We start from the raw sequence: 23,412 nt of genomic DNA, 5'->3' as shown, positions 1-23,412 counted from the left end.
CAACCGTCAACTGTCAACAAATCAGGGCTCTTGGGTAAAAGCTGGATAAAAAGCTAGATGCTTTGTAAAAGCTGGATAAATAACTAGGGAATAATTTGGCAAGCAAGCATATAATAGTCAGGATCTAATAACGTTTATGTCACCACAGAGCAACCACTATGCCCCGCCGCGATGATATTCACAAAATCTTGCTCCTTGGTTCTGGTCCGATTGTGATTGGACAAGCCTGTGAATTTGACTATTCCGGGACTCAGGCTTGTAAAGCACTCCGGGAAGAAGGCTATGAAGTGGTACTGGTAAACTCTAATCCAGCTAGTATCATGACTGACCCGGAAACGGCTGACCGTACCTACATCGAGCCCCTAACTCCAGAAATCGTCGAGAAGGTGATCGAAAAAGAACAACCATGTGCTTTACTGCCAACCATGGGGGGTCAGACGGCTCTGAATATTGCGGTTGACCTAGCTAAGAATGGGGTTTTGGAAAAGCATGGAGTGGAGCTAATTGGGGCAAAGCTAGAGGCGATAGAAAAGGCTGAAGACCGCCAGTTGTTCAAGGAAGCAATGGAAAGGATTGGGGTAGGGGTCTGTCCTTCGGGCATTGCGAATAATCTCAAGGAGGCTAAAGCGATCGCACAAGAAATCGGCTCTTACCCGCTGATTATTCGCCCGGCTTTTACCCTGGGGGGTAGTGGTGGTGGCATTGCCTATAACAAAGAAGAATACGAAACAATGGCTCAGGGGGGTTTGGATGCTTCGCCAGTGTCTCAAATCTTGGTGGAAAAGTCTTTGTTGGGCTGGAAGGAGTATGAGTTAGAGGTGATGCGAGATTTGGCAGATAATGTAGTGATTATCTGTTCCATTGAAAATGTTGACCCGATGGGGATTCATACTGGGGACTCGATTACTGTTGCTCCTGCTCAAACCCTGACAGATAAGGAATACCAACGGTTGCGGGATTACTCGATTAAAATTATTCGGGAGATTGGGGTTGAAACCGGAGGGTCAAATATTCAGTTTGCTGTGAATCCCATCAATGGCCAAGTCATTATCATTGAGATGAATCCTCGGGTTTCTCGCAGTTCTGCCCTAGCCTCGAAAGCAACAGGGTTCCCGATTGCTAAGTTTGCGGCTAAATTAGCCGTGGGGTATACCCTCGATGAAATTCCCAACGATATTACTAAACAAACTCCTGCTTCCTTTGAACCAACTATTGACTATGTGGTAACTAAGGTACCCCGGTTTGCCTTTGAGAAGTTTCCCGGTAGTAAACCAATCCTGACTACTCAGATGAAGTCAGTGGGAGAAGCGATGGCGATTGGACGGACCTTTCTCGAATCGTTTCAGAAAGCGTTGCGCTCCCTGGAAACTGGACGCTTTGGGTGGGGATGCGATCGCAAAGAGAAGCTGCCATCTCTCGAACAAGTGCGCTATGGTTTACGAACCCCGAATCCAGAACGTATCTTCACGGTGGGTCATGGTTTGATGCTAGGGATGACCCTAGAAGAAGTACAGGAACTCACAGGAATTGACCCCTGGTTTTTGGATAAATTGGCGGAGTTGCTGGAAACGTCAAAATTCCTCAAACGTAACCCATTGCAGACCTTGAACAAAGAGCAGTTATGGGCAGTCAAACGTCAGGGATTTAGCGATCGCCAAATTGCTTTTGCTACCAAGACCTCGGAAGATGAGGTGCGTGAATACCGTAAGCATCTAGGAGTAGTACCAGCATATAAGCTAGTAGATACCTGTGCAGCAGAGTTTGAGGCATTTACACCTTATTATTACTCCACTTATGAAGAAGAGTCGGAAGTGATACCTTCGGATCGGCGGAAGGTGATGATTTTAGGTGGGGGACCAAACCGGATTGGTCAAGGGATTGAGTTTGACTATTGCTGTTGTCATGCATCTTATGCTCTGAGTAAGCAGGGGTTTGAGACAATCATGGTCAACTCCAACCCAGAGACAGTTTCTACAGATTATGATACAAGCGATCGCTTATATTTTGAGCCCCTGACCAAAGAGGATGTACTCAATATTATTGAGGCGGAAAATCCGGAAGGGATTATTGTTCAATTTGGGGGACAGACACCGCTTAAGTTAGCAGTGCCGTTGCAAGAAGCCTTAAAGGTTGGCAAGCAACAACTGGTAACGCAAATTTGGGGAACTTCTCCCGACTCCATCGACGTAGCTGAGGATCGGGAGCGGTTTGAGAAGATTTTGCGGAAGTTAAATATTAAGCAGCCACCCAATGGAATTGCTCGCAGTTATGGGGAAGCACTAGAAGTGGCGAAACGGATTAGTTATCCAGTGGTGGTGCGTCCGTCTTATGTGTTGGGGGGACGGGCTATGGAAATTGTCTATTCCGATGAGGATTTGAAACGCTACATGAAGTTTGCGGTGCAGGTGGAACCAGAGCATCCCATTCTGATTGATAAGTTTTTGGAGAATGCAGTAGAGGTAGATGTGGATGCGATCGCAGATGACACTGGTCGGGTAGTGATTGGTGGCATCATGGAACACATCGAACAGGCGGGGATTCACTCCGGAGACTCTGCTTGTTCTTTACCCCACACCTCTCTAACACCCGTTGCTTTGGAAACTATTCGCACTTGGACCTACCAGCTGGCCAAAGCCCTGAAGGTGGTGGGGTTGATGAATATTCAATTTGCGGTGCAAGGGGAAACCGTTTACATACTCGAAGCCAATCCCAGAGCATCCCGAACAGTTCCCTATGTCTCCAAGGCAACAGGGGTACCCCTGGCGGGGTTAGCATCTCGGGTTATGTCCGGTGAAACCTTGGAATCCCTTGGGTTAACTGAAGAAGCTAGCCCTAAGCACATTGCAGTCAAAGAAGCGGTATTGCCCTTTGAGAAATTTCCTGGTACAGACACCCTCCTCGGACCAGAAATGCGTTCTACTGGGGAAGTAATGGGGATTGACACAGATTTTGGGAAGGCATTTGCCAAAGCAGAATTAGCAGCTGGTCAGCGTTTACCCCTGTCTGGCACAGTGTTCGTTTCTACAAATCACCGAGACAAGCAAAATGTAGTACCAGTGGCGAAAGACTTAATCGAGTTGGGATTCGAGCTAGTGGCAACGGATGGCACTCGCAAGGTGCTGCAAGAGCATGGACTGGATGTGGAGTTGGTGTTAAAACTCCATGAAGGACGTCCCCATGTCTTGGATTGGATTAAGAATCAAAAGATTCAGCTAATTATTAATACCCCTTCTGGAGAAGATGCCTATGCCGATGGGCGGTTAATTCGCCGAACAGCATTAGGCTATAAAATTCCGATTGTGACTACAATTGCTAGTGCTAAAGCAACAGCAGCAGCAATTCGTTCACTACAGTCCCAACCACTGGGAGTAAAAGCTCTACAGGACTATATCACGAATTAGCTTTTGCTCTCACAGCCGTAGGGTGTGTTAGGGACGGGCTCGCCCTAATTTTCTCGGTAGCCAGTGTTAGGATAGCCCGTCCCGTAACGCACCGCCAGGGTTTGGACTACATCTTTACCAATACCGTTCCCTTGAAACCTTCTGTTACCTGTTCCCTCTTGGGTGCATCTCATTGTCTTGATGCAGTCGCTCATGGGGGAAACCACGGCAGTCGCTCATGGGGGGAACCCCCAAGACCGCGCTGCCTCCCCAAGACCGCGCTGCATCGCTTTTGCTGTTTAACCCCGTGGTGCGTTACGGGGCGGGCTGTGCCAACCCTGGCTACGAGGCGGAAAATGAGAACCCCCCCCTAACGCACCCTACGAAAAATTTTCTACCGTTTCCTTGAAAGCTTCTGTTCCCTGTTCCCTGTTCCCTGTTCCCTATAGCTGAAACCCTTGATTTTTGGTTTAACTGGGTAAGTCCCACTAATTTTCCCAATCTTGGCTAGTATCACACAAAAAACTATCTTCAATCACCTCATCAAAGGAATAAAGACAAGCTTCTGGGAACGTTCGTAGTGGCAAATTAGTTTCCCGCAAAGCCAAATCAATACCTGCTTCATAGCCATCCATCATTGCTTCCGACCGGCGAGACTTTAAGCTCGGGTTTTGCCGTAAATGTCGTTTAATTGCCCGACGTTGTTCTCTAATACTCAAAAACCAACTGCGGCTACGATGCTCTGGCTGATACTGCCACTTGAGCAGATGACCAAGCAGAACGCAAAGGCGACTTACTAATTCCCGATATTCCTGTCTTCCCAAAGCTTGAATTTCTTCCTCCAGATGCTGCCAATCAAGCTCAGAAAATTGCTTGTGCTTCAGTGCTTGCGCCTGCTGCTGAGTCCAAGCATAAAAGTCTTGCTCGTATAGGGATGGTTTATCCATAAACTTGAAAAAGTTATTACAGTTTTTTACATTGCCAAAAATACCTATATAGTTTATTATCTCTTGCCTTTTGCCTTTTGTCTCTTGCCTAAAGTAATATGTTCACAACTAAAATTAAAATGCTATTAGCTGGGACAATCTTATCCATTATAACCCTTTATAAACCTTACACTATACCTCGGTCCAGCCCTCAATCGTTGCTATCAAAATATTCACAAGTGGGTGCTCTATAGCTTCTTTGAACGCATCAACTCCTCCAGCTTCCAAGGCATTAATAACCTTTGCTTTCAGGGTAGGATTACTGTTGATTTCTTCAGCAGCCTCAGCGACAACTGTTAATTTTTCAATTTCGGTTGTGGTTGGCTTAATTTGTGAAAGTTGGTTTAGGAGTTTCTGAATCTCTGCTGCTGCCTCTGCCAGATTTTTGGTTGGGGCGTAGTAGTGCTGAGCGCCAACTATTTTGCTGTCATTGACTGTTCCCGCGTAACCAAAACCGATTGAAGAATTGCTCTGGTCTATGTTGTTGGCTGCGAAATCAATAGTATTATAAATAGGTCTGTTAGCCTGGAGCTTAATGATTTCCACTAGCTCCGCACTTTGATGACGATAAATCTCTATTTCGCTATGCTTAGCCTTTAATTGAGCTAGATATTTTTCCTCGACTGCTTTAAGTGCTAACTCATAATTATGCTTGAAATCCTTTTCAATTTCAGCTTTGTTGAACTCCCTAGGTATGTTTATGCGAATCACGATAGTACCATCCCCCTTATTCTCAATAGATTGAATCGCTAACTCCTGTGCCCCGCTTTCAACTTTTATCTTCTGGAATGAGGGAAGAAATGCCTGCCAGTTAAGTCCATGAACGAAAATCAAATCAAGAGTTTCTAAAACTTTTTGAAATAACTTACTAAATTCTTCTGGAGCAAAGTTACCGCTATGGGGACGACGCTCTTGTTGAGAATCTCTCAGATAAACATAAGCACAAATTATCCCATCAAGATTTGTAGCACTATTGATATTCCAGTCTTGTATACAAGTCCCAGTCAATAATGCTTTTTCAAAGTTAGTATTCAATGCTTGAACTGCCGTTAGATTAGCTCCAGTCAAATTGGCTTGACTGAGATTAGCTTCACTGAGATTAGCGTGACTGAGATTAGCTCCAGTCAGATTAACTTGACTGAGATTAGCTTCACTGAGATTAGCGTGACTGAGATTAGCTCCACCAAGATTAACGTTACTAAGATTAGCTCCCCTAAGATTGGCTCCAGTTAAGTTTCTTTCCATGAGCTCTGGAACTAACTCAGTGTTTCTTGCCCTCCACTGATTCCAAGCTTCTAGTCTTTTTTGATATAAAATCAGGTCTTCGTTGTTGGCTTGCTGCTGAGTGATAAAACTAATCGGAGCAAGATCATTCCAAGTGGGAGGCAATTCTGCGGGATTCTGGAACAAAACTGGCAACCAACTAGCACAGGGAAAATCATTCTCTAATCCTTGCAGTTGTTCCCTTGCTTCCCTTACTGAAATATATAACGATTTTCCCCTTGAAAATGACTTAAGAAATCCCTTTAAAAACTCCTGAGCCACTAGATCGGGTACTGGCTCTCGCATCACAATAACTTGCGGGATGTGCAAGTCAGTTAAACTTTGTGCTAAACCTAGCCCATCACAAGAGTTAAATATAGCTATCTTTAATCCCCGTTCAATTGAGGCTTTTAAAGCATTTTTTAACTCACTAATTATTAAGCTATCTGTTTGGTTAATACAAATATAGCCGGTCTTGCCATCTCCTTGGCTGTAACTATGCCCAGAAAAAAAGAGGATATCCCAGCCCTTTTCGTCCCATAATGCCCTATCTAATTCCAGGCGTGACGGCTCAACCAGAAACGTAATTTCTGTATTAGGTAAATGTTCTAGTAATTCTCGGTCTTTTTCAAGATTAATTCCGTCACTGTTTCCCAAAACAGCTAAAATTCTCACCCTATCCTTGATCATAGACGAGACGGGGCGCTTAACTTTTTCATAGGTTAATTCCCCCAAAGCAACCTCAGCATACCGGTAATAATCAAAAATGTCCCACAGATGCCAGGGGATTCGTCGTAACTGAATATCTTCTACTTGGATAAGTACGCGAATTTCTTCAGAACGATTTAAATTTTTAAGAAATCCCTCTTTGATGACACGAAAATCTTCATAATTAAGCCAACTATTTAGACTTTTTTCCAAGTTATTGGATAATTGGCGAAACTGATCGATACTGATGATAGAAGTGTTTATATCTGGTTTTTTATTCAAAGCGCGTACAGAAAAGCCTAGGTTTTGATATATTAAATTCCAGCGCTTATGGAGTTTTTCTAATTCTGGTGCTGGAGGCAATTTTCCTAGTCTTTCTATTAATGGAATAGCGCGCTCATCTCCAATTTTTATAGTAGCTAAACAACCAGCTTCTAGGTTTCCCTCTCCTAGATTGATTACAACTAATTTGCCCATTTTATTTTTTATAAAAAAAACTAAACTATAAATAACTCTGTAAAACTGTAATTATCATAGTCTATTTTAACAGTGAATTTATCTCCATAATCAGCACTAAACCTTAGCTGGATACCAATATCACCAAGTTGTGATTGTGCTTCTATAAAAGTTTCATCTGAGTCATCAAGTAAAATCATCTTGGTATTTTCTGGTAAATCATTTGGGTTGCTGATAGCATATAGCTGTAGAAAAATATCGACTTCATTATTAGTTTCTCTAGCCACATGGAGCACTAAAGCCATCTGGTATCTATTATCCCAGGTAATTTTTTTAACTCGATGGACTCCTTTGATGTGCTTAAGAGCATATCCATAAGAAGGTTGTACTGTTCCTAAAATCTCGTGCCATGGGTGCCAATTTTGTTGCTCCGCCTCACGAAAGTCATTGCCCAACCAATTCTTCAATTTTACTCGTTTCTGATCAAGTTCAGTCTGCCTGGTATTTAGGAGTGAGGTTTCAGGTTCATGCAGCTCATAAATTAGCTCATAAATATCAAAGTCTTTATCAAAGCAGTATTCTAATGACTGACGCTCTAACACTTGTTTAACTGACAAAACTGGCAAAACTGGAAAAGTAAAGCCCATAGAATTTAATTGTTGAGCATTTAAGGTTACCAAGGCTTCCAGATTATTAACCCTTGCACAAACCAGCTCTTCAGCAACTTCAAAACCTGTCACCTCTATAAGGTTGTATAATCGATCTTTCTCTGAAATGGTGTAATCGAAAGGGCATTCCTTTAGAATTCCCATTACCATAGATAAAATTTGTGTCGCATCTTTTTCGCTCCTCAGGATTTTGGCGTAATAAAATAATTTAGCCATAGTCGCTTTGGCAACATAGCCCTCGATTCGTTGGGATTCAATGATTTCCAACAACTTTAGCGTCTGTGCCGAAAACGGCTCTTGCTCGATCAGAAGACACATCAAGACACTTAAACTTACCAAAACCTTCATGATTGAACATCTATAGCAGTTCTCAAATGAATAGACTACAGTCAACACACCCAGTGAATCTTGGTTACACCAACAGCTCATTCTCAGCTGACCCCCTAATCAGGAATGGGGCTATTCACTTGAAAACCGCTGTATGCATCTTGTAACTAAAATTTATTAGTCCCTGAATTGAGAGTCACTCGGAATCTCGGGGTTGACTGAAGACTTTTCACCTTTTACTAGGTTACGCAATCGCGCTGATTTAGACCCTTTTGATAAAGAAGAACGAGGTTTACGGCTGCTTGGATCCTGATCCAACACCTGGTTTAGATTTTCGTTCATCTTCATGTATAACTCTTCCAATTTATCCAGACGCCTCTCTACATTGGAGTCAGTCTCAGGTACAACGGACATTTCAGTTTCTACCTTTGGCTCATAAATTGGCTCAGGAAAAAGCAAGGAGTCTTCAATTGGCTCAGAAAGATGAAAGCAATCTTCTAATGGCTGACGGTCTAACACTTGTTTGACTGATAAAACTGGAAAAATAGAGCCCATATAATTTAATTTTTTAGAATTTAAGGTTACAAAGGCTTCTAGATGATTAGCTATTGTACAAAGCACCCCTTCAGCAACTTCAAAATCTGCAATCTCTATAAGCTTTAATGTTAATCGCTTTTTCTCTAAGATGGTGTCATCGAAAGGGCATTCCTTTAGAATTTCCATTACCATAGATAAAATTTCTGTCGCATATTTTTCCCCCCTCAGATTTTTGGCGTAATAAAAGAATTTCGCCACAGTCGCCTGTGCAACATAGCCCTCAATTCGTTGGGATTTAATGATTTCCAACAGCTTTCTAGTCTCTGCGAAGAAGGGCTCTTGCTCGAATACGAGACACATCAAGACACTTAAACCGACCAAAACGCTCATAATTGAATATCCATAGCAGTTTTCAAATGAACACACCCAGTGAATCTTGGTGACAGCAACAGCTGATTCTCAGCTTACCCGCTAATCAGGGATGGGGGCTATTGACGTCAAAACCGCTGTATGCATCTTGTCACTAAATTGAGTAACTAATTAGTTACTTAATTTAGTAGTCCTTGAATTTAGAGTCTTTCGGAATCTCGGGGTTGACTGAAGACAGACTTTTAACCTTTTACTAGGTTACGCAATTGCGCTGATTTAGACCCCTTTGATCGCTGATTTAGACCCCTTTGATACAGAAGACGAAGGTTTACGGCTGCTTGGCTCCTGATCCAGCACCTGGTTGAGATTTTCCTGGATCTGCATCAATGACTCTTGCAATTCATTCAGACGCCTCTCTACATTGGAGTCAGTCTTAGGTACAGGGGAACCTCCCGGGGATTGAGTAACTCCTTGAAAGACAAGTGCGAGATCATTAACATTGGGTTGTTTTATGAGCTTATCAACGGAGGCTTCTACTACTGTTAAACGATCCTCTACTGAGTCATCGGTTTCCAAACCCTGTCTCAGCAGTCTGTTGATTAACTCTGTCACTGAAATCCCCATCTCCTCAGCGCGGTCTTTGAGGGCTTGTGCTAGGTCTTCAGATAGTCTGAAGCTAACGAGTTTCCTAGACATAACAATTTATTCACATTAACTAGTGATATACGTATTATAGCTTTTTTGGTGGCTAGTGATATACTTATTATAGCTGCTTGCTGATCAGTAATTACTATAATATCGTTCCTCTAACCCAGTTAATATAGGGATTTAAGCTATTTTCAAAAAAATATCCCCGACGTCAGCCTGTCTGCTAGTGGTCAAATATGATATACGTATGATATACAAAAGATGTACATTATTTAAGCTGCCCACATGAAACCTGCGACTCTAATAGACTTTTCCAGAAAAATGAGAACTCCGATAGAGGTAGTAAGCGCAATACTTGTCGGAGCTAACGCTGGGATTCAGATTTGGCTAAATTTAGATTTAAACAGTCATATCCAGGAGATTATCAACAAAATCGCATCATATTGGGGCTTATTCTGAGACAACCAGGAAAGATACGGACCTTCCTGAAGATCTACCTCCTAAACTCTGAAGAAGCTACGGAAATCGGTGACTTGCCCACCCAGTGGCAAGGGGAATGGGTGGATTCGGGTGCATCTCTACCTATGGTGATCAACGCCCTCTGTTTTAGGGAGGCAACTGAGTTGGGACTTAGAAATTTTTCAAGTCCCGTTAGGTATAGTAATGTGAATAATTTGGACAAAGAGCTGGATAGAGCATTTGCGATCAAGGTCTTGCTGTTACCGTAAGACTTTGCTTTAAGCTGGTTGACTCAAAGCTTCCGTTAGATAATCTGCCGCTGCTTGCACTAATGCGATCGCATTTTCATAAATCATGCGAGTTGGTCCAATAATTCCCACACTTCCCACCGGCACTTGGTCTTGCTGATAGTTAGCAGATACCAAGGTACAGCCACGCATCGGTTCCAAGGAATTCTCCGCACCAATCCTAATATTCACACGAGAGTTAACTTCACACTCTTCCGGTACTTTAAAGATTACTGACCACAGTTGCTCCTGTTCCTCTTCCAACAGATGTAGCAAACCTAGAGTCTGGTCGATTTCCGAAAATTCTGGTTGACGCAACACCTCTGAGATGCCACGAATCATAATCGGGCTGGACTTAGGTGCTACAGTGCGGCGGGTCAACTCAGCTAATAAATTGCTGAAAAAATCCGCATAGCGGACAAATTCTCGGTCTAATTCACCCCAATCTAATTTCTCCAATTCCCTGAGAGTTCTTCCGCGCAGCTTACTATTCAAAAAGTTAGATAATATTTTTAACTCCCGCTCCACAATCGACTCATCAACCGTCCTATCATCCTCTGACTGGGGCAGATTCATCAATACCGACTGAGTTTCATAACTATCGGTAACTATAATCAACATCACCTGCCCTAGCTCTAGGTGCATCAACTGTAGATGGCGCAGGCGAGTAGTGCGATTGTCAGGGAAAGTAATTAAAGCAATATATCCACTAACCGTTGCCAGAATTTGAGCAGCATTCCGTAGCAATACCTCAAACTTAGCTTCCTCCCAGTTCAACTTCTCTGCCAATAAATTCTCAACATACTGACTCAAGGTTTCTGACGGTTGAATCAGCTGGTCAACATAGGTTCGATAACCTGAATCAGAAGGAACCCTACCGGCAGAGGTATGGGGTTGATATAGTAGTCCAACTTTTTCCAACATACTCATGCAAGAACGAATCGTCGCTGGACTGACACTCAGGTCATATTCTTGAACCAAGGCTTTAGAACCAACCGGTTCTGCCGTGGCAATATAGTGACGAATAGTCGCCCAGAGAATATGTTGTTGCCGACTTGTTAAACTTAGTTGTTGGCGAGACATTTTGAACCAAAGCTGAACTTCATTTTAAAGGAAAAAAAGTCTAAATTAGAGGGAGGAGTTACCATTAAGGTTATCAAACATACTAACTAGGAATGGAATTTTGCCTAAAAGCTGGCTTGAGTTAACCAGTCTTTAGTCCAAAACAGTAGGGGTGATAATTAGATATCCCAATCAATCACCAAAAATCAGGGTTGGTTTTGGTGAAAGTTGGAAGTATCTGGCATTTATCCATAGCTATGGCAGCTTCTGCTCACCCAAGGATTAAGTTGGTTATTAATACATTTTATCTAAAAATATTTGCTGTAAGAACATTTGTTCTAAGATAGCAGAATATATTCATAGCAGTAGTTAGTAGTGACCTGCAATTAGTAACGAGGAATGCTATGATCAACTATGATTGAGTATGCGTCAATACCCCCAGCTACATTCTTGACATTCGTGAACCCCTGACTGATTAACCACTGACACATCTGAGCCGAGCGCATACCATGATGGCACATGACCATGGTTTCGACTGCGGGGTCAAAGCGAGTAGAGATTTCCCCAGACCACTGAGCAAATTCACTCAAAGGCAGAATTTCAAACCCTTCTATAGAAGCGATCGCCACTTCTTGCCGTTCTCGGACATCAATAAGCTGTAACTGCTCCGGGGAATCTGCCATCTGCCTTGCCAGTTGTTCAACACTGATTTCAAGAAGAGGTTGATCAAACGATTGAGCGACCATAGGACGGAAATAGCTGTAACGCGCTTGTTTTCTTAGTTTTGACCTTTATTCTACCTCTAGTCATCCCAATTTCATTGATTCGCCCTAAAGATAATGATCAGGTGATGGTGTGATCAGCTATGGTCGCTGATTAATATGTACCAATATTTAAAGGAGTTACGATCAGCATTAACATCAGCTTTAAGTCGTCAGCTATCATGCTTAAAATAAACATCGAACACGATAATTTAATAGTTCGAGATTTTACAGAATTGAAAGTTTGGGCATTTGTCCATCTAAGTATTCAGGCGTTGGCTGATAGCACCTCAAGTAGCGTGCGCGTAGCGCTAATCGCTGATAGCTGATAGCTAATTGGTAAAGAATAAATTAATACCAAAGCTATAAATAAATAATTAATGTGGCAGATAGCATAGTGTCACAGGTGTTCCTGTCAAACAACAGAGGTTTATAGGAAAATCTAAGTAAGTACTGTAATTTCTAATAGTGTACTGCTACTCAAATAGGGAGGAAATAGTAACAACTAGTCTTAGGAGGGTTTTGACAATGGTACGACAAGGTGTTAGAGGAGTCATAGCTTTAATAGTAGCCCTCTGTTCTATGCCAGTTTTATCTCAGACAGCGAATTTTGCTTCTTTAAACTTATCACCTGGTTTTTCCCCAAGTCAAGGACAGGTCAGTGGTCACACCGGTGGTGCTTACTCGTTGTCATCGATTGCAAATAGCGATCGCAACAATGATCCCTGTATCGGTTTTGGAGACCCTACTCCCGATCACCTGATGGTTTTGGAGGCAAATTTCCCCAGTTTAACTATAGGGGTAAACACAGGGGGAAAAGATACCACTTTACTAATTCAGTTTCCCAACAATCAGCTCCTTTGTGGAGATGATACAGGTTCTAACAAAGATGCCAGCATAACCGCACAAAATTGGCCAGCTGGCACATACCAAATCTGGGTCGGTGCCTTTGAGGGAGGACAACGGTGGGATTACACCCTGACGGCTGTTGAGTAACCAGCAACAGATGCGGCACTTTCATCAGGGGGTTTCTTCCACTCGCTATTACATCAAGAAACGGTAAACTAGTTAGTAATTTGTTCAAGCATTAATTATGGTGACCCCTAGTGCTATCTGCCCTGATTGCTGACTTCCGTATTATCTTTGAGCGTGACCCAGCTGCTCGGAACTGGCTGGAGGTTTTGTTCTGCTACCCCGGTCTACAGGCTCTGCTGTTTCATCGCTGTTGTCACTGGTTACATGTGATTGGGATTCCATTAATTCCTCGAGTGCTCAGTCAGTTATCCCGATTTGTTACAGGTATTGAAATTCATCCGGGTGCCAAAATTGGTCATGGTGTCTTTATCGACCACGGTATGGGTGTGGTGATTGGAGAAACCGCTATTGTGGGAGACTACTGTCTAATCTATCAAGGTGTTACCCTCGGCGGTACAGGAAAGGAAAGTGGTAAGCGTCACCCTACTCTAGGAGAAAATGCGGTAGTGGGAGCTGGTGCTAAGGTGCTAGGGAATATCCAAATTGGTAATAATGTCCGCATTGGTGCTGGGTCAGTGGTCTTGCGAGATGTTCCTTCCGATTGTACTGTGGTCGGTATACCAGGTCGGATTGTCTATCGTTCCGGTGTACGAGTCAATCCCCTTGAACATGGTAGCTTGCCTGACTCAGAAGCCAAAGTAATTCGAGCGTTAGTAGACCGGATTGAGTCTCTAGAACAACAGCTACAAGAGTTAGCTCAGCAAAGATCTTCCATGGCATCAATAATTTCTGATCACTCTTCAAAGCCAGATGCTCCAGAGAAGGGGACTACTGCTCCATGTTGTGATCTCCAGGATAAAGAAATTCGGCAGTTTTTGGATAGTTATGGGATTTGATCTAGTCGTTGAATGTTAGCAGGTTACAGCTTCAAGGTTTTACCTGCCGTTCCCCACAGAAAAACTTGGTGTGACCCCGAAGCTAAGGATTAACAGCTTTTTGAAACCACTCCCCAGAACTGTCTTGGTAGTAAAGCCATCGGTTTTGGGGCAAACCCTGCAACGCTAGGTGATCCACCTTGACTGGTGCGAGCAATAATAGGCAAAAATTTGGCAAAGGCTGATCTAGGGCAGGTGGCGGTGGGGAAAAGGCTTGTTTATCTGCTACTCTAGCAACACCAGGATCAGGCCAAGCAAATTGTAAACGAGCTGCATCGGAAAGATTTTGCCAAGTCTGTTGGCGGACTTGTTTAAGTCCTTCGTCGGGATAATCAGCAGTGATCAGGGTCAACTGGCCTGCTAAACGAAATTGTTCGCGAGTGTTGGGAAAGTACCAACAAACTTCTCCCCAGGGATGATGATTAATATCGTGAATTTTCTGGCTACGGGTATCGGTAATAACTTTGAGTTGGTTGGAGTTGTCCAAAAAACCCCGAAAAACTACGGTGCGGTTAGCAGGATAGCCCTTGGGGTCAACCGTTGCCAGTTGAAAGTAACGAGCATAAGCTAGGCTCCGATTTCGGTGGAGTGCGCGAGCTAGGGGCGATCGCCAAAGAGCAATAGGCATTTTTTTTGAGACATAGCCCATAAAATAGCGCAAAGGTGCGCTTTCCGCATCTAATTATTAAATTCGCCACGGGTCGCACCTAAATGTAGGGTAGTTTCAAGCTCAGGATGGAAGCAAGCCCCAAGTTGGCTGACTAAACGTTAGAATCCCAATTAGAATCCCAATTTGATCAGTCACACAACTATTGCCAGCACAACCAGCACCAGGAGATCAACTCATGTTCCTTAATGAACTGACACCAATTTTTGAAGAATTTACTCAGCAGCCTGTCGCTTTTTTGGGCGGATTTTTTTCAGGAGTGTTCCGCCTGAATCTCTCAGATGATCCTCTCAAGAGTTGGCTAGAGGCTCAAAATGGCTCTGAGATATACAAAGATGGTCAGAACAGAAGCGAAAATGATAAAAATCAAGGGCCGCAGTCTATTTCCATTGATTAAGAGCTAATTCAACTATATTTAGCGTGGTTGTTTGGGGTCTAATTGGTGCTTAAGCACCACCCCAAGACATTTTTTTGATGAATTATTAAATACTGTCAACTAGACAACCACTGATAATCCCGTAAGTGAGCTATCATGAAACGGTATTCACAAGTTCAGTGGATTCCTTTGGTAAAACTTTGATTTTGCTTCCCCCCCCTGAGGTGGTTGCCCACTGTCGAAATTTACCACTGGTTCCTCAGATATGACCGTGAGCAACCAAAATACGTTGTACTCCGTTATTCTGTGCCTCTGAACTTTAGTTCTATGTTCTGCCTCATCGATCGACATGACCATTTACGTCGGAAACCTGTCCTATCAAGCCACCGAAGACGACTTAAAAACAGTTTTTGGAGACTACGGCACCGTTAAACGAGTTGTTATGCCCACAGACCGTGAAACCGGCAAAATGCGCGGGTTTGCCTTTGTGGAAATGACAGAATCAGATCAAGAAGACTCAGCTATATCTCAGTTGGATGGTGCTGAGTGGATGGGACGTAGAATCAGGGTCAATAAAGCCAGACCTCGGGAAAATCGTAGTAACGCTCCACGGCGCAATTCCTGGTAGTTGGTAATCAGCTGTTGAACAAGATTGAGCGACGTATTCCCCCACCTGGCTATCGCCACGCTGCGCGAACGTTCAGGTGGGGGTTAGGGGCGCACATGTCTTACGCCTTCTGTCCGGTCAATCCGGTCAAGAAACGACAAATTCTGTGCTATAACTAGGTTTATGTTGAGCGGTACGGCAAAGGGCAGAACAAGATTCTGAACAACCTGGAGGCACGACCTCTCAACGAAAGGGAAATCAAACCTGTAAATCCTGTGTAGTCGGTTTATATACGTCAGACTCTAGGTGAGAGATTCTAAACATGGCCCCATAGCGGAAACGACTTGGGGGAACAGTCCAGCAAAAGTCCTGGATGTTCGGCGAGAATGCCGCCTGTCGCGAGGGATAAGCCCTTGTAATCAAGACGGATACTCCCACCTGGTACGCGAGGTGGGGGAAGCATTCATCATCTAATTGGTATAACTGATTAAGTGTTCTTTAAGAGTTCTCAATTTGACCGTTGACCGTTGACCGTTGACCACTAACAGTCAACAGTCAACAAGATTCATGTACTTAAAACGTTCATGATCTAAAAACTGTCTAATCTCCTAGACAAATACCCAATCCTCTAGCGGTTCTGACCAAAGTTCCGTTGGGATTCACGGCTTGATAATGCTTAATGGTTTCCTCAATCGGTACACTGACAACCTGGCGATATTGCCATGTAACCATCTGGTCATATCGTTCATTGGCGATTAAGTCAACTGCTGCCACACCAAAGGCTGAGGCAATTAAGCGATCAAGGGGTGAAGGAGTGGCACCCCGCTGGGTGTGTCCAAGAACTGTAACTCGCGTTTCCGCTCCAATGGCATTACAAATCTCTTGGGCTAGATATTGACCAATACCACCTAAGCGACATTCACCAAATCCAACATTACTCTGAAGCACCTCACCGCTTGCAGTGCGAACCGCCTCGGAAACCACGATTAGACAAAAGTTTCGCCCTTGGTCCTGAAGCTGCTTGATTTTGTGGCAGACATTCTCAAGGGTATAAGGAATTTCTGGAATCAGAATAACGTCAGCCCCTCCTGCAATGCCAGCACTGATAGCAATGTGACCAGCATCACGCCCCATAACTTCTAAAATCATCACCCGGTCGTGGCTAGCCGCTGTGAAATGTAAGCGATCTAGAGCTTCGGTGGCAATGTTAACGGCAGTGTCAAACCCAATGGAGCGCTCGGTAATGGCAACGTCATTATCGATAGTCTTCGGTATACCTACCAATTTCATCCCCCCTTGTTGGGCAAGTTTGCGCAAAATAGCCAAACTACCATCGCCCCCAATACCAATTAGACCGTCTAGACCCAGTTGGTGATAGCCATCAGCAATATCAGCGCTGCGATCGCATAGCGTACCATCTGGCATCGGAAAAGCAAAGGGGTCGCCTTTGTTAGTAGTGCCAAGCATTGTACCACCCATAGTCAAGATCCGATCAACCTTGTCCAAAGTTAGGTTAATCGCTTGAGGCGGATTTTGCATCAACCCCTGAGTAGCCCGACAGATGCCAAGCACCTCCCAGTTGTAAGTAGCCACAGCTCGGTGAGTCACAGCTCGAATCACCGCATTGAGACCAGCACAATCTCCACCACTGGTGAGAATGCCAATGCGTTTACGTTCTCCCATAATCTCCGTTTAAGGTTGTAATGCCTATGTTCACATCAATTTGACCTCAGGTATAGGCTCCAAGACAAGAAAAATGGTGTGAAGATTTGATTTCTGTATTTCTTCTAAAGTTATTAAGCATCATCAAAAATGCCTCCCTAAGATAGAGAGTGAAGAGGACTAGGCACTGGGCCAATCGGTACTCTTGCGAACACCAACATCTCTGACAAACCACGTGCCCTAAGACCTAGGGAGGACAAAAATTATGGCAGAGGTAGCTGAAGCTAGAACTCAAGAAAGAGCCCTGGATCGGGATTGTAAAACGTTATCCCGTCACGTTTTCGAGCAACTCCAAAGTTTTTCCATGGAGGCACAAGACCTAAGTGCCCTCATGAATCGCATCGCCCTAGCTGCTAAGCTAATTGCTCAACGCATGAGCCGAGCTGGTTTGATGGAAGGGGTGTTAGGATTCACGGGTGAAGTCAATGTGCAGGGTGAATCTGTCAAAAGGATGGATCTCTATGCCAATGATGTTTTCATCTCGGTATTTAAGCAAAGTGGTCTCGTCTGTCGCTTGGCCTCCGAGGAAATGGAAAAACCCTACTATATCCCGGAGAATTGCCCAATTGGACGTTACACTCTGCTGTATGACCCCATTGATGGTTCCTCCAATATCGACACGAACTTGAATGTTGGTTCGATTTTTTCGATTCGTAAGCAAGAAGGAGATGATCTAGACGGGGAAGCCCGTGATCTTCTCCAAAACGGGCATAAGCAAATTGCTGCTGGCTACGTTCTCTATGGTCCTAGCACAATCCTGGTGTATTCCATCGGTACTGGTGTTCATGCCTTCACCCTCGACCCAAGTTTGGGAGAGTTTATCCTGTCGAAGGAAAACATTGAGGTGCCAGAACATGGCCCAGTGTATAGCACCAATGAAGGAAACTTCTGGCAGTGGGAAGAATCCATACGGGACTATATTCGCTATGTCCATCGCCATGAAGGCTATACCGCTCGCTATGGCGGGGCATTAGTGGGAGATTTTCACCGCATCTTGTATCAGGGCGGTGTCTTCCTTTATCCCGGTACTGTTAAGAAACCAGAAGGGAAGTTGCGTCTACTATACGAATCTTCTCCCCTAGCCTTTTTGATAGAACAAGCCGGAGGCGCTGCCAGTACAGGTACCGAAGACATTTTGGATACTGTGCCAAAAACCCTCCATGCTCGTACTCCATTAATTATTGGCAGCAAAGAGGATGTAGCTTTGGTCAAGTCCTTCATTGAGGAAAAGGCAAGGCAAGCGCAAGAAAATTTGGAAGTGGCAGGGCACGTAGATCAGGGTTAAAAGGTTGAAGGTTAACCGGTTGAAGGTTAATCGGTTGCAGGTTAATCGGTTGAAGGTTAACTGGTTGAAGGTTAAGCGGTTGAAGGTTAAGCGGTTGAAGGTTAACAGGTTGAACGCGATCGCGTGGCCTTTTGGCCAAGGTTAAGCGGTTGAACGCGATCGCGTGGCCAAAGGCCAAGGTTAACAGGTTGAACGCGATGGACGCGCGTCCCGCAATCGAGCGATCGCGTGGCCAAAGGCCAAGGTTAACTGGTTGAAAGCGATCGCGTGGCCAAAGGCCAAGGTTAACTGGTTGAAAGCGATCGCGTTCAACCAACCAACCTTCAACCTTCAACCTTAAACCTTCAACCAACCAACCTTCAACCTTCAACCAACCAACCTTCAACCTTCAACCTTCAACCAACCAACCCTACACCGAACCCGAAAGGTGAACAACCTTAAACCCTTGACAAATAACACATAAGGAGCTAAGCAATGACAACGACAGCCGAGAATCCGATTTTTCAGATTGAAAAAAATTATGGTCAGAGTATCTGGATGGATAATCTCAGCCGCACGCTGATTGAGTCTGGAGAACTAAAAGAACTGATTAAAACCCGGGGAATTTGTGGGATAACCTCCAACCCAGCAATTTTTGAAAAAGCGATCGCAGGCAATGCCATCTACGATGCAGATATTGAAGCCGGTATTCGTGCCGAGAAGTCGGTGATGGAAATTTACGAATCCCTGGTATTTGAAGACATTTCTAATGCTTGTGATATCTTCAAACCTGTCTACGACCAAACCAATGGGTTAGATGGTTACGTCAGCATTGAAGTCCCACCCACTATCGCCAAAGATACTCAAAGCACGATTTCCGAAGCCCAACGCTATTACGAAGCTATTGGTAGGGAAAACGTGATGATTAAGATTCCCGGTACCCCAGAAGGGTTACCCGCAGTAGAGCAAGCTATCAGTGAAGGAATCAACGTTAATGTTACCTTGCTCTTCTCTGTAGAAAGCTACGTTGAAACATTCTGGGCTTATATCCGGGGTTTAGAAAAACGAGCGGCAGAAGGGAAAGATATTAGTAATATTGCTTCTGTAGCTAGTTTCTTCCTCAGCCGCATTGATAGCAAAGTGGATGCCAAATTGGAGGAAAAAAGTGCAGGTGTCGATGACCCCAATTTGACAGCGAAGCTAAAGGGAATTGAAGGCAAAGTTGCGATCGCTAACGCTAAAATTGCCTACCAGAAGTACAAAGAAATTATCCAAAGCGATCGCTGGAAAGCTCTATCAGCAAAAGGTGCGCAGGTACAGCGGTTATTGTGGGCAAGCACCAGCACCAAAAACCCTGCCTACAGCGATGTGATGTATGTCGATGAACTCATTGGACCGAATACTGTCAACACCCTGCCTCCCAATACCATCGAAGCTTGTGCCGATCACTGTTCCCCAGAAAGTCGGATTGAGACAGGTGTTGAAGAAGCTTACCAAACCATCAACTCTCTCAACGATCCTGATGTAAATATCAATCTCAGCCAAGTTATGGATGAATTGCTAGATGAAGGGATCGTTAAATTTGTTAAGCCCTTTGATTCCTTAATTTCATCTTTAGAAAACAAAGTCAAATTATTGGCTACAGTGTAATATAAGAAGTTTTAAGGTTGCCAGTTAATATAGGTTGAAGGTTGTTGGGTGACAAAATAGCTTCGTAAGAAAGCTAATGTAAAGTCTTAACCTTGGCTTTTAGGCCACGCTACGCGAACACCCTTCAACCTACCCTAAAAGGGACGCCTGAGCAAAAACAACCTTTAACCTTTAACCTTTAACCTGATAACCTTTAACCTTTAACCTTTAACCTTTAACCTTTAACCTTTAACCTTCACCTTGATCACCTTCAATAGGCAAAGATGGTTACTCTGCTAGAAAATCCCTTAAGAGTGGGCTTGCAACAGGAGCGCACGCCAGAACCATTGATTATGGTGATTTATGGCGCGTCCGGAGATTTGACTAAACGCAAGCTCGTACCAGCACTTTACCAGCTTAAACGAGAACGACGTCTACCACCAGAAATTACCATCGTTGGTGTTGCCCGTCGAGATTGGACTCATGACTACTTCCGGGAACAAATGCGGGAGGGAATCGAGGAATTTTCCGATGGGATTCAATCGGAGGAGTTGTGGCAAGACTTTGCCGATGGCCTGTTTTACTGTTCCGGTGACATGGATAAAGCCGAAAGTTACCAGAAGCTGAAAGCCTTCTTGGCAGAACTCGATGGTAAACGGGGAACACGGGGAAACCGGGTATTTTATTTAGCCGTAGCTCCCAGATTCTTTACAGAAGCCATCCAGCAATTGGGGGCAGCGGGAATGCTGAGTGACCCAGTGAAGCAGCGCTTGGTAATTGAAAAACCCTTCGGGAAGGATTTAAGTTCAGCTCAATCTCTCAACCGGGTGGTACAAAAAGTCTGCAAAGAAGAGCAAATTTACCGCATTGACCACTATCTGGGCAAAGAAACGGTTCAGAACCTGTTAGTGTTCCGGTTTGGTAATGCTATATTTGAGCCCCTTTGGAATCGCCAGTTTGTTGACCATATCCAGATTACCGTAGGCGAATCAGTAGGGGTAGAGGAACGGGCAGGTTACTACGACAAATCCGGCGCACTGCGGGATATGGTGCAGAACCATTTGATGCAGCTATTTTGCCTAACGGCCATGGAAGCTCCCAATGCTCTGGACGCTGACAGTATGCGTACTGAAAAGGTCAAGGTAATTCAAGCTACTCACCTGGCAGATATTCATAATCTAGAAAATTCAGCAGTGCGGGGTCAGTATGCAGCAGGTTGGATGAAAGGCAAACAAGTGCCTGGGTATCGGGAAGAAAAAGGGGTTGACCCCAATTCCACTACTCCCACCTATGTCGCCCTAAAGCTACTGATTGATAACTGGCGCTGGCAAGGAGTTCCCTTTTACCTGCGCACGGGGAAACGACTACCGAAGAAGGTCAGTGAGATCTCCATTCAGTTTCGTAAAGTTCCCCTAATGATTTTTAAATCTGCGGCTCAGCAGACTAGCCCCAATGTCTTAACTCTGCGCTTGCAGCCCAATGAGGGAATTTCTCTGCGTTTTGAGGCGAAACGGCCAGGACCAGATTTGCGCACCCGTACCGTAGATATGGACTTTAGCTACGGTTCTTCCTTTGGTGTGGCAACCGCTGATGCCTATAATCGGCTGTTACTTGACTGTATGTTGGGGGATCAAACCTTGTTTACCCGTGCTGATGAAGTGGAAGAAGCCTGGAGGGTAGTGACACCAGCCTTAGCAGCTTGGGATGGTCCGGCTGATCCAGCATCTATACCTCAGTATGAAGCAGGCACTTGGGAACCAAAGGAAGCCGAACACCTAATTAATCGAGATGGACGTCGCTGGCGCAGACTTTAAGTTAGTCACTTAGTCAGTAGTGACTAATAACTACTGACTATTGACTAGTGACTACTGACTATTGACAAAAAACAAGTGAATTGCTATGGCTACACAATCTCCTCCGTTGCTTTCGATACAACCACCCAAAGATGTTTCCTTGGGTGAAATTGAAGCGGAACTGCGTCAAATTTGGCAAAGCTATGGTGAAAACGGTGACTCTCCCAGTGCGATCAGGGCAACGACCTTTAGTTTAGTGGTTTATGAACCTGAAGAAACCCAGCAGCTATTAGCAGCACTGGGATATTATTCCGGTCCAATTGATGGTATTCTAGGCCCGCGCATGGTCGCTGCTCTCAAGGCAGCACAGAAAGCCTACGGATTGGAAAGAACGGGTAGAGCAGATGAGGCGACTAAGGCAAAACTACGGGAAGAATACAATGAATCTGTCCAGAAGGGACAGACCCAGAAGAAGCTAGAGTATTCCGGTGATTTAGAAGGATTTGGAATTGCCGATGCGATCGCAGCCTCTAACCCCTGTCGCATTATTGCCCTTTGTCCTATTGCCGGAGAAGATGAAGGGGTTAAGGCTCAGGTATCTGCCTCTTGCCCCATTCAAAAGCAAAGCCAGAGTACATTAATATGTTGTGAATACATCACCCTAACTGGCACCGCTGCTGCTTTGGAACGGATTAGTGGTGTCATTTCGGAATTGATGTTACCAGAACTGCCGAAATTCCTCTGGTGGAAGGGAACTCCTGATCCTAATTATGGGTTGTTCCAACGCTTAGCAGGGCTAAGTAATACCGTCATTGTTGACTCAAGTAGCTTTAGCAATCCAGAGGAACAGTTATCACAAATGTGTGAGCTGATCAATCAGGGCACACCAGTGGCTGACCTGAATTGGGCACGGTTGGCAGCATGGCAAGAGTTAACCGCAGAAGCATTTGATCCACCAGAACGTCGTGGGGCAATCTACGAAGTTGATCAAGTTACCATTGATTACCAAAAAGGGAATGAGGCTCAAGCACTGATGTTTCTCAGTTGGTTAGCGTCTCGCTTAGAATGGGTTCCCAAGTCTGATCTCAAAGAGGGTGGGGATTACGACCTGCGGCGTGTTAAATTTATCAGACCCAACCAGCAACCTGTAGAAGCAGAATTGGCAGCTATCCCGGTAGCTGATGTCGGAGATGTGGCAGGTGATTTGATTAGCCTGCGCTTGGGTTCGACCAACCTGCAAGCTGATTGCTGCACTGTATTGTGTTCACAAACCACTGGTTGTATGCGGATGGAAGCTGGTGGTGGTGCTCAGTCTTGCCGCATTCAGCAGGTATCGCCTTTGTTTGACCAGAAGACAGAGTTTTTGCTCTCTCAGCAATTACAACGCTGGGGTCGGGAGATGCTATACGAAGAAAGTATGGCAGTAACCAAGGAAATTTTGAAGTTGACGGTAACAAGTTGAAGGTTTGACAGAAGCGTTGAAGGTTAACAAGTTGCACGTTCAATGTTGAGATCATAAACTTTAACCTTAAA

21 protein-coding genes are annotated in these 23,412 nt (G+C 44.5%); 10 read left to right on the top strand and 11 right to left on the bottom strand.

Annotated features, from left to right (window positions below):
• The first annotated feature begins 158 nt into the window (after nt 1-158).
• On the top strand, nt 159-3,401 hold the full coding sequence (carB, locus tag BJP37_RS24900) for a carbamoyl-phosphate synthase large subunit (RefSeq protein WP_075902827.1): 3,243 nt from the start codon (nt 159-161) through the stop codon (nt 3,399-3,401).
• 44 nt (nt 3,402-3,445) lie between these two features.
• Here carB and BJP37_RS43910 read toward each other — a convergent pair whose 3' ends face one another.
• From BJP37_RS43910 to BJP37_RS24870, 6 genes are all read right to left on the bottom strand, one after another.
• A complete protein-coding gene (locus tag BJP37_RS43910; protein WP_267876387.1) occupies nt 3,446-3,574 on the bottom strand; it encodes a hypothetical protein in 129 nt (42 codons plus the stop codon).
• A 294-nt stretch (nt 3,575-3,868) separates the two neighbouring features.
• Nucleotides 3,869-4,327 (bottom strand): DUF29 domain-containing protein, encoded by a 459-nt coding sequence (locus BJP37_RS24890; RefSeq protein WP_075902823.1) that lies wholly within the window; start codon nt 4,325-4,327, stop codon nt 3,869-3,871.
• Between the two features lie 171 nt (nt 4,328-4,498).
• Entirely contained in the window at nt 4,499-6,814 is a 2,316-nt protein-coding gene (locus BJP37_RS24885) for a pentapeptide repeat-containing protein (RefSeq protein ID WP_075902821.1), read from the bottom strand.
• 20 nt (nt 6,815-6,834) lie between these two features.
• The gene (locus BJP37_RS24880; RefSeq protein ID WP_158069757.1) at nt 6,835-7,809 is read right to left on the bottom strand and encodes a DUF1822 family protein; all 975 of its coding nucleotides are present in this window, start codon (nt 7,807-7,809) and stop codon (nt 6,835-6,837) included.
• 156 nt (nt 7,810-7,965) lie between these two features.
• Nucleotides 7,966-8,715, bottom strand: a complete 750-nt coding sequence (locus BJP37_RS24875) for a hypothetical protein (protein ID WP_143727779.1) — start codon at nt 8,713-8,715, stop codon at nt 7,966-7,968.
• 255 nt (nt 8,716-8,970) lie between these two features.
• Nucleotides 8,971-9,390: a ribbon-helix-helix protein, CopG family gene (locus BJP37_RS24870; protein WP_075902815.1), complete on the bottom strand. Its 420-nt coding sequence runs from the start codon at nt 9,388-9,390 to the stop codon at nt 8,971-8,973.
• Between the two features lie 335 nt (nt 9,391-9,725).
• Here BJP37_RS24870 and BJP37_RS24865 point away from each other — a divergent pair, with 335 nt between their 5' ends.
• Nucleotides 9,726-10,070, top strand: a complete 345-nt coding sequence (locus tag BJP37_RS24865) for a hypothetical protein (RefSeq protein ID WP_075902813.1) — start codon at nt 9,726-9,728, stop codon at nt 10,068-10,070.
• A 9-nt stretch (nt 10,071-10,079) separates the two neighbouring features.
• On the opposite strand, the gene hrcA is transcribed toward BJP37_RS24865, so the two are convergent.
• Both hrcA and BJP37_RS24855 read right to left on the bottom strand, forming a co-directional pair.
• The gene (gene hrcA / locus BJP37_RS24860; RefSeq protein ID WP_075902811.1) at nt 10,080-11,171 is read right to left on the bottom strand and encodes a heat-inducible transcriptional repressor HrcA; all 1,092 of its coding nucleotides are present in this window, start codon (nt 11,169-11,171) and stop codon (nt 10,080-10,082) included.
• 365 nt (nt 11,172-11,536) lie between these two features.
• Complete coding sequence (locus BJP37_RS24855) at nt 11,537-11,896, bottom strand: rhodanese-like domain-containing protein (protein ID WP_008187977.1); 360 nt, start codon at nt 11,894-11,896, stop codon at nt 11,537-11,539.
• Between the two features lie 543 nt (nt 11,897-12,439).
• On the opposite strand from BJP37_RS24855, the gene BJP37_RS24850 reads away from it, so the two are divergent.
• Both BJP37_RS24850 and cysE read left to right on the top strand, forming a co-directional pair.
• Complete coding sequence (locus tag BJP37_RS24850; RefSeq protein ID WP_075902809.1) at nt 12,440-12,907, top strand: hypothetical protein; 468 nt, start codon at nt 12,440-12,442, stop codon at nt 12,905-12,907.
• Nucleotides 12,908-13,017: 110 nt separating this feature from the next.
• Nucleotides 13,018-13,782, top strand: coding sequence for a serine O-acetyltransferase (gene cysE / locus BJP37_RS24845; RefSeq protein ID WP_075902807.1), 765 nt, complete (start codon nt 13,018-13,020; stop codon nt 13,780-13,782).
• 82 nt (nt 13,783-13,864) lie between these two features.
• Here the strand turns inward: cysE and BJP37_RS24840 are convergent, their stop codons facing one another.
• The gene (locus BJP37_RS24840) at nt 13,865-14,449 is read right to left on the bottom strand and encodes an Npun_F5749 family FMN-dependent PPOX-type flavoprotein (protein ID WP_198954170.1); all 585 of its coding nucleotides are present in this window, start codon (nt 14,447-14,449) and stop codon (nt 13,865-13,867) included.
• Nucleotides 14,450-14,666: 217 nt separating this feature from the next.
• Here BJP37_RS24840 and BJP37_RS24835 point away from each other — a divergent pair, with 217 nt between their 5' ends.
• On the top strand, nt 14,667-14,885 hold the full coding sequence (locus BJP37_RS24835) for a ssl0294 family protein (protein WP_075902805.1): 219 nt from the start codon (nt 14,667-14,669) through the stop codon (nt 14,883-14,885).
• 328 nt (nt 14,886-15,213) lie between these two features.
• Nucleotides 15,214-15,492 (top strand): RNA-binding regulator, encoded by a 279-nt coding sequence (rbp, locus tag BJP37_RS24825; RefSeq protein WP_075902801.1) that lies wholly within the window; start codon nt 15,214-15,216, stop codon nt 15,490-15,492.
• Between the two features lie 579 nt (nt 15,493-16,071).
• Here the strand turns inward: rbp and BJP37_RS24820 are convergent.
• Nucleotides 16,072-17,154: an ATP-dependent 6-phosphofructokinase gene (locus tag BJP37_RS24820; protein ID WP_075902799.1), complete on the bottom strand. Its 1,083-nt coding sequence runs from the start codon at nt 17,152-17,154 to the stop codon at nt 16,072-16,074.
• Between the two features lie 244 nt (nt 17,155-17,398).
• Here BJP37_RS24820 and fbp point away from each other — a divergent pair, with 244 nt between their 5' ends.
• Nucleotides 17,399-18,478: a class 1 fructose-bisphosphatase gene (gene fbp, locus BJP37_RS24815; protein ID WP_075902797.1), complete on the top strand. Its 1,080-nt coding sequence runs from the start codon at nt 17,399-17,401 to the stop codon at nt 18,476-18,478.
• Here fbp and BJP37_RS40005 read toward each other — a convergent pair.
• Nucleotides 18,411-18,863: a hypothetical protein gene (locus tag BJP37_RS40005; RefSeq protein WP_075902795.1), complete on the bottom strand. Its 453-nt coding sequence runs from the start codon at nt 18,861-18,863 to the stop codon at nt 18,411-18,413. The genes fbp and BJP37_RS40005 overlap by 68 nt on opposite strands.
• Before the next feature lie 89 nt (nt 18,864-18,952).
• Between BJP37_RS40005 and tal the strand changes: the two genes are divergently transcribed.
• From tal to opcA, 3 genes are all read left to right on the top strand, one after another.
• Nucleotides 18,953-20,107, top strand: a complete 1,155-nt coding sequence (tal, locus tag BJP37_RS24805) for a transaldolase (RefSeq protein ID WP_075902793.1) — start codon at nt 18,953-18,955, stop codon at nt 20,105-20,107.
• 263 nt (nt 20,108-20,370) lie between these two features.
• Entirely contained in the window at nt 20,371-21,900 is a 1,530-nt protein-coding gene (gene zwf, locus BJP37_RS24800; protein WP_075902791.1) for a glucose-6-phosphate dehydrogenase, read from the top strand.
• Between the two features lie 85 nt (nt 21,901-21,985).
• Nucleotides 21,986-23,341 carry a glucose-6-phosphate dehydrogenase assembly protein OpcA gene (opcA, locus tag BJP37_RS24795; protein ID WP_075902789.1) on the top strand — a complete coding sequence of 452 codons (1,356 nt, stop codon included), beginning with the start codon at nt 21,986-21,988 and terminating at the stop codon, nt 23,339-23,341.
• Nucleotides 23,342-23,412 lie beyond the last annotated feature (71 nt).

It is taken from the genome of Moorena bouillonii PNG (assembly GCF_001942495.1).
In the GTDB taxonomy this organism is placed as follows: domain Bacteria; phylum Cyanobacteriota; class Cyanobacteriia; order Cyanobacteriales; family Coleofasciculaceae; genus Moorena; species Moorena bouillonii.
This window is presented reverse-complemented; position numbering and strand designations above follow the sequence as displayed.

What these genes read in the sequence shown, in the direction of transcription:
- BJP37_RS24885 (WP_075902821.1), bottom strand. Translation starts at nt 6,814, where the DNA reads ATGGGCAAATTAGTTGTAATCAATCTAGGAGAGGGAAACCTAGAAGCT.
- BJP37_RS24870 (WP_075902815.1), bottom strand. Translation starts at nt 9,390, where the DNA reads ATGTCTAGGAAACTCGTTAGCTTCAGACTATCTGAAGACCTAGCACAA.
- BJP37_RS24855 (WP_008187977.1), bottom strand. Translation starts at nt 11,896, where the DNA reads ATGGTCGCTCAATCGTTTGATCAACCTCTTCTTGAAATCAGTGTTGAA.
- BJP37_RS24820 (WP_075902799.1), bottom strand. Translation starts at nt 17,154, where the DNA reads ATGGGAGAACGTAAACGCATTGGCATTCTCACCAGTGGTGGAGATTGT.
- hrcA (WP_075902811.1), bottom strand. Translation starts at nt 11,171, where the DNA reads ATGTCTCGCCAACAACTAAGTTTAACAAGTCGGCAACAACATATTCTC.
- tal (WP_075902793.1), top strand. Translation starts at nt 18,953, where the DNA reads ATGACAACGACAGCCGAGAATCCGATTTTTCAGATTGAAAAAAATTAT.
- fbp (WP_075902797.1), top strand. Translation starts at nt 17,399, where the DNA reads ATGGCAGAGGTAGCTGAAGCTAGAACTCAAGAAAGAGCCCTGGATCGG.
- BJP37_RS24850 (WP_075902809.1), top strand. Translation starts at nt 12,440, where the DNA reads ATGGTACGACAAGGTGTTAGAGGAGTCATAGCTTTAATAGTAGCCCTC.
- zwf (WP_075902791.1), top strand. Translation starts at nt 20,371, where the DNA reads ATGGTTACTCTGCTAGAAAATCCCTTAAGAGTGGGCTTGCAACAGGAG.
- BJP37_RS24880 (WP_158069757.1), bottom strand. Translation starts at nt 7,809, where the DNA reads ATGAAGGTTTTGGTAAGTTTAAGTGTCTTGATGTGTCTTCTGATCGAG.
- BJP37_RS24875 (WP_143727779.1), bottom strand. Translation starts at nt 8,715, where the DNA reads ATGAGCGTTTTGGTCGGTTTAAGTGTCTTGATGTGTCTCGTATTCGAG.
- BJP37_RS24835 (WP_075902805.1), top strand. Translation starts at nt 14,667, where the DNA reads ATGTTCCTTAATGAACTGACACCAATTTTTGAAGAATTTACTCAGCAG.
- BJP37_RS24890 (WP_075902823.1), bottom strand. Translation starts at nt 4,327, where the DNA reads ATGGATAAACCATCCCTATACGAGCAAGACTTTTATGCTTGGACTCAG.
- BJP37_RS24840 (WP_198954170.1), bottom strand. Translation starts at nt 14,449, where the DNA reads ATGCCTATTGCTCTTTGGCGATCGCCCCTAGCTCGCGCACTCCACCGA.
- rbp (WP_075902801.1), top strand. Translation starts at nt 15,214, where the DNA reads ATGACCATTTACGTCGGAAACCTGTCCTATCAAGCCACCGAAGACGAC.
- carB (WP_075902827.1), top strand. Translation starts at nt 159, where the DNA reads ATGCCCCGCCGCGATGATATTCACAAAATCTTGCTCCTTGGTTCTGGT.
- opcA (WP_075902789.1), top strand. Translation starts at nt 21,986, where the DNA reads ATGGCTACACAATCTCCTCCGTTGCTTTCGATACAACCACCCAAAGAT.
- BJP37_RS43910 (WP_267876387.1), bottom strand. Translation starts at nt 3,574, where the DNA reads ATGAGATGCACCCAAGAGGGAACAGGTAACAGAAGGTTTCAAGGGAAC.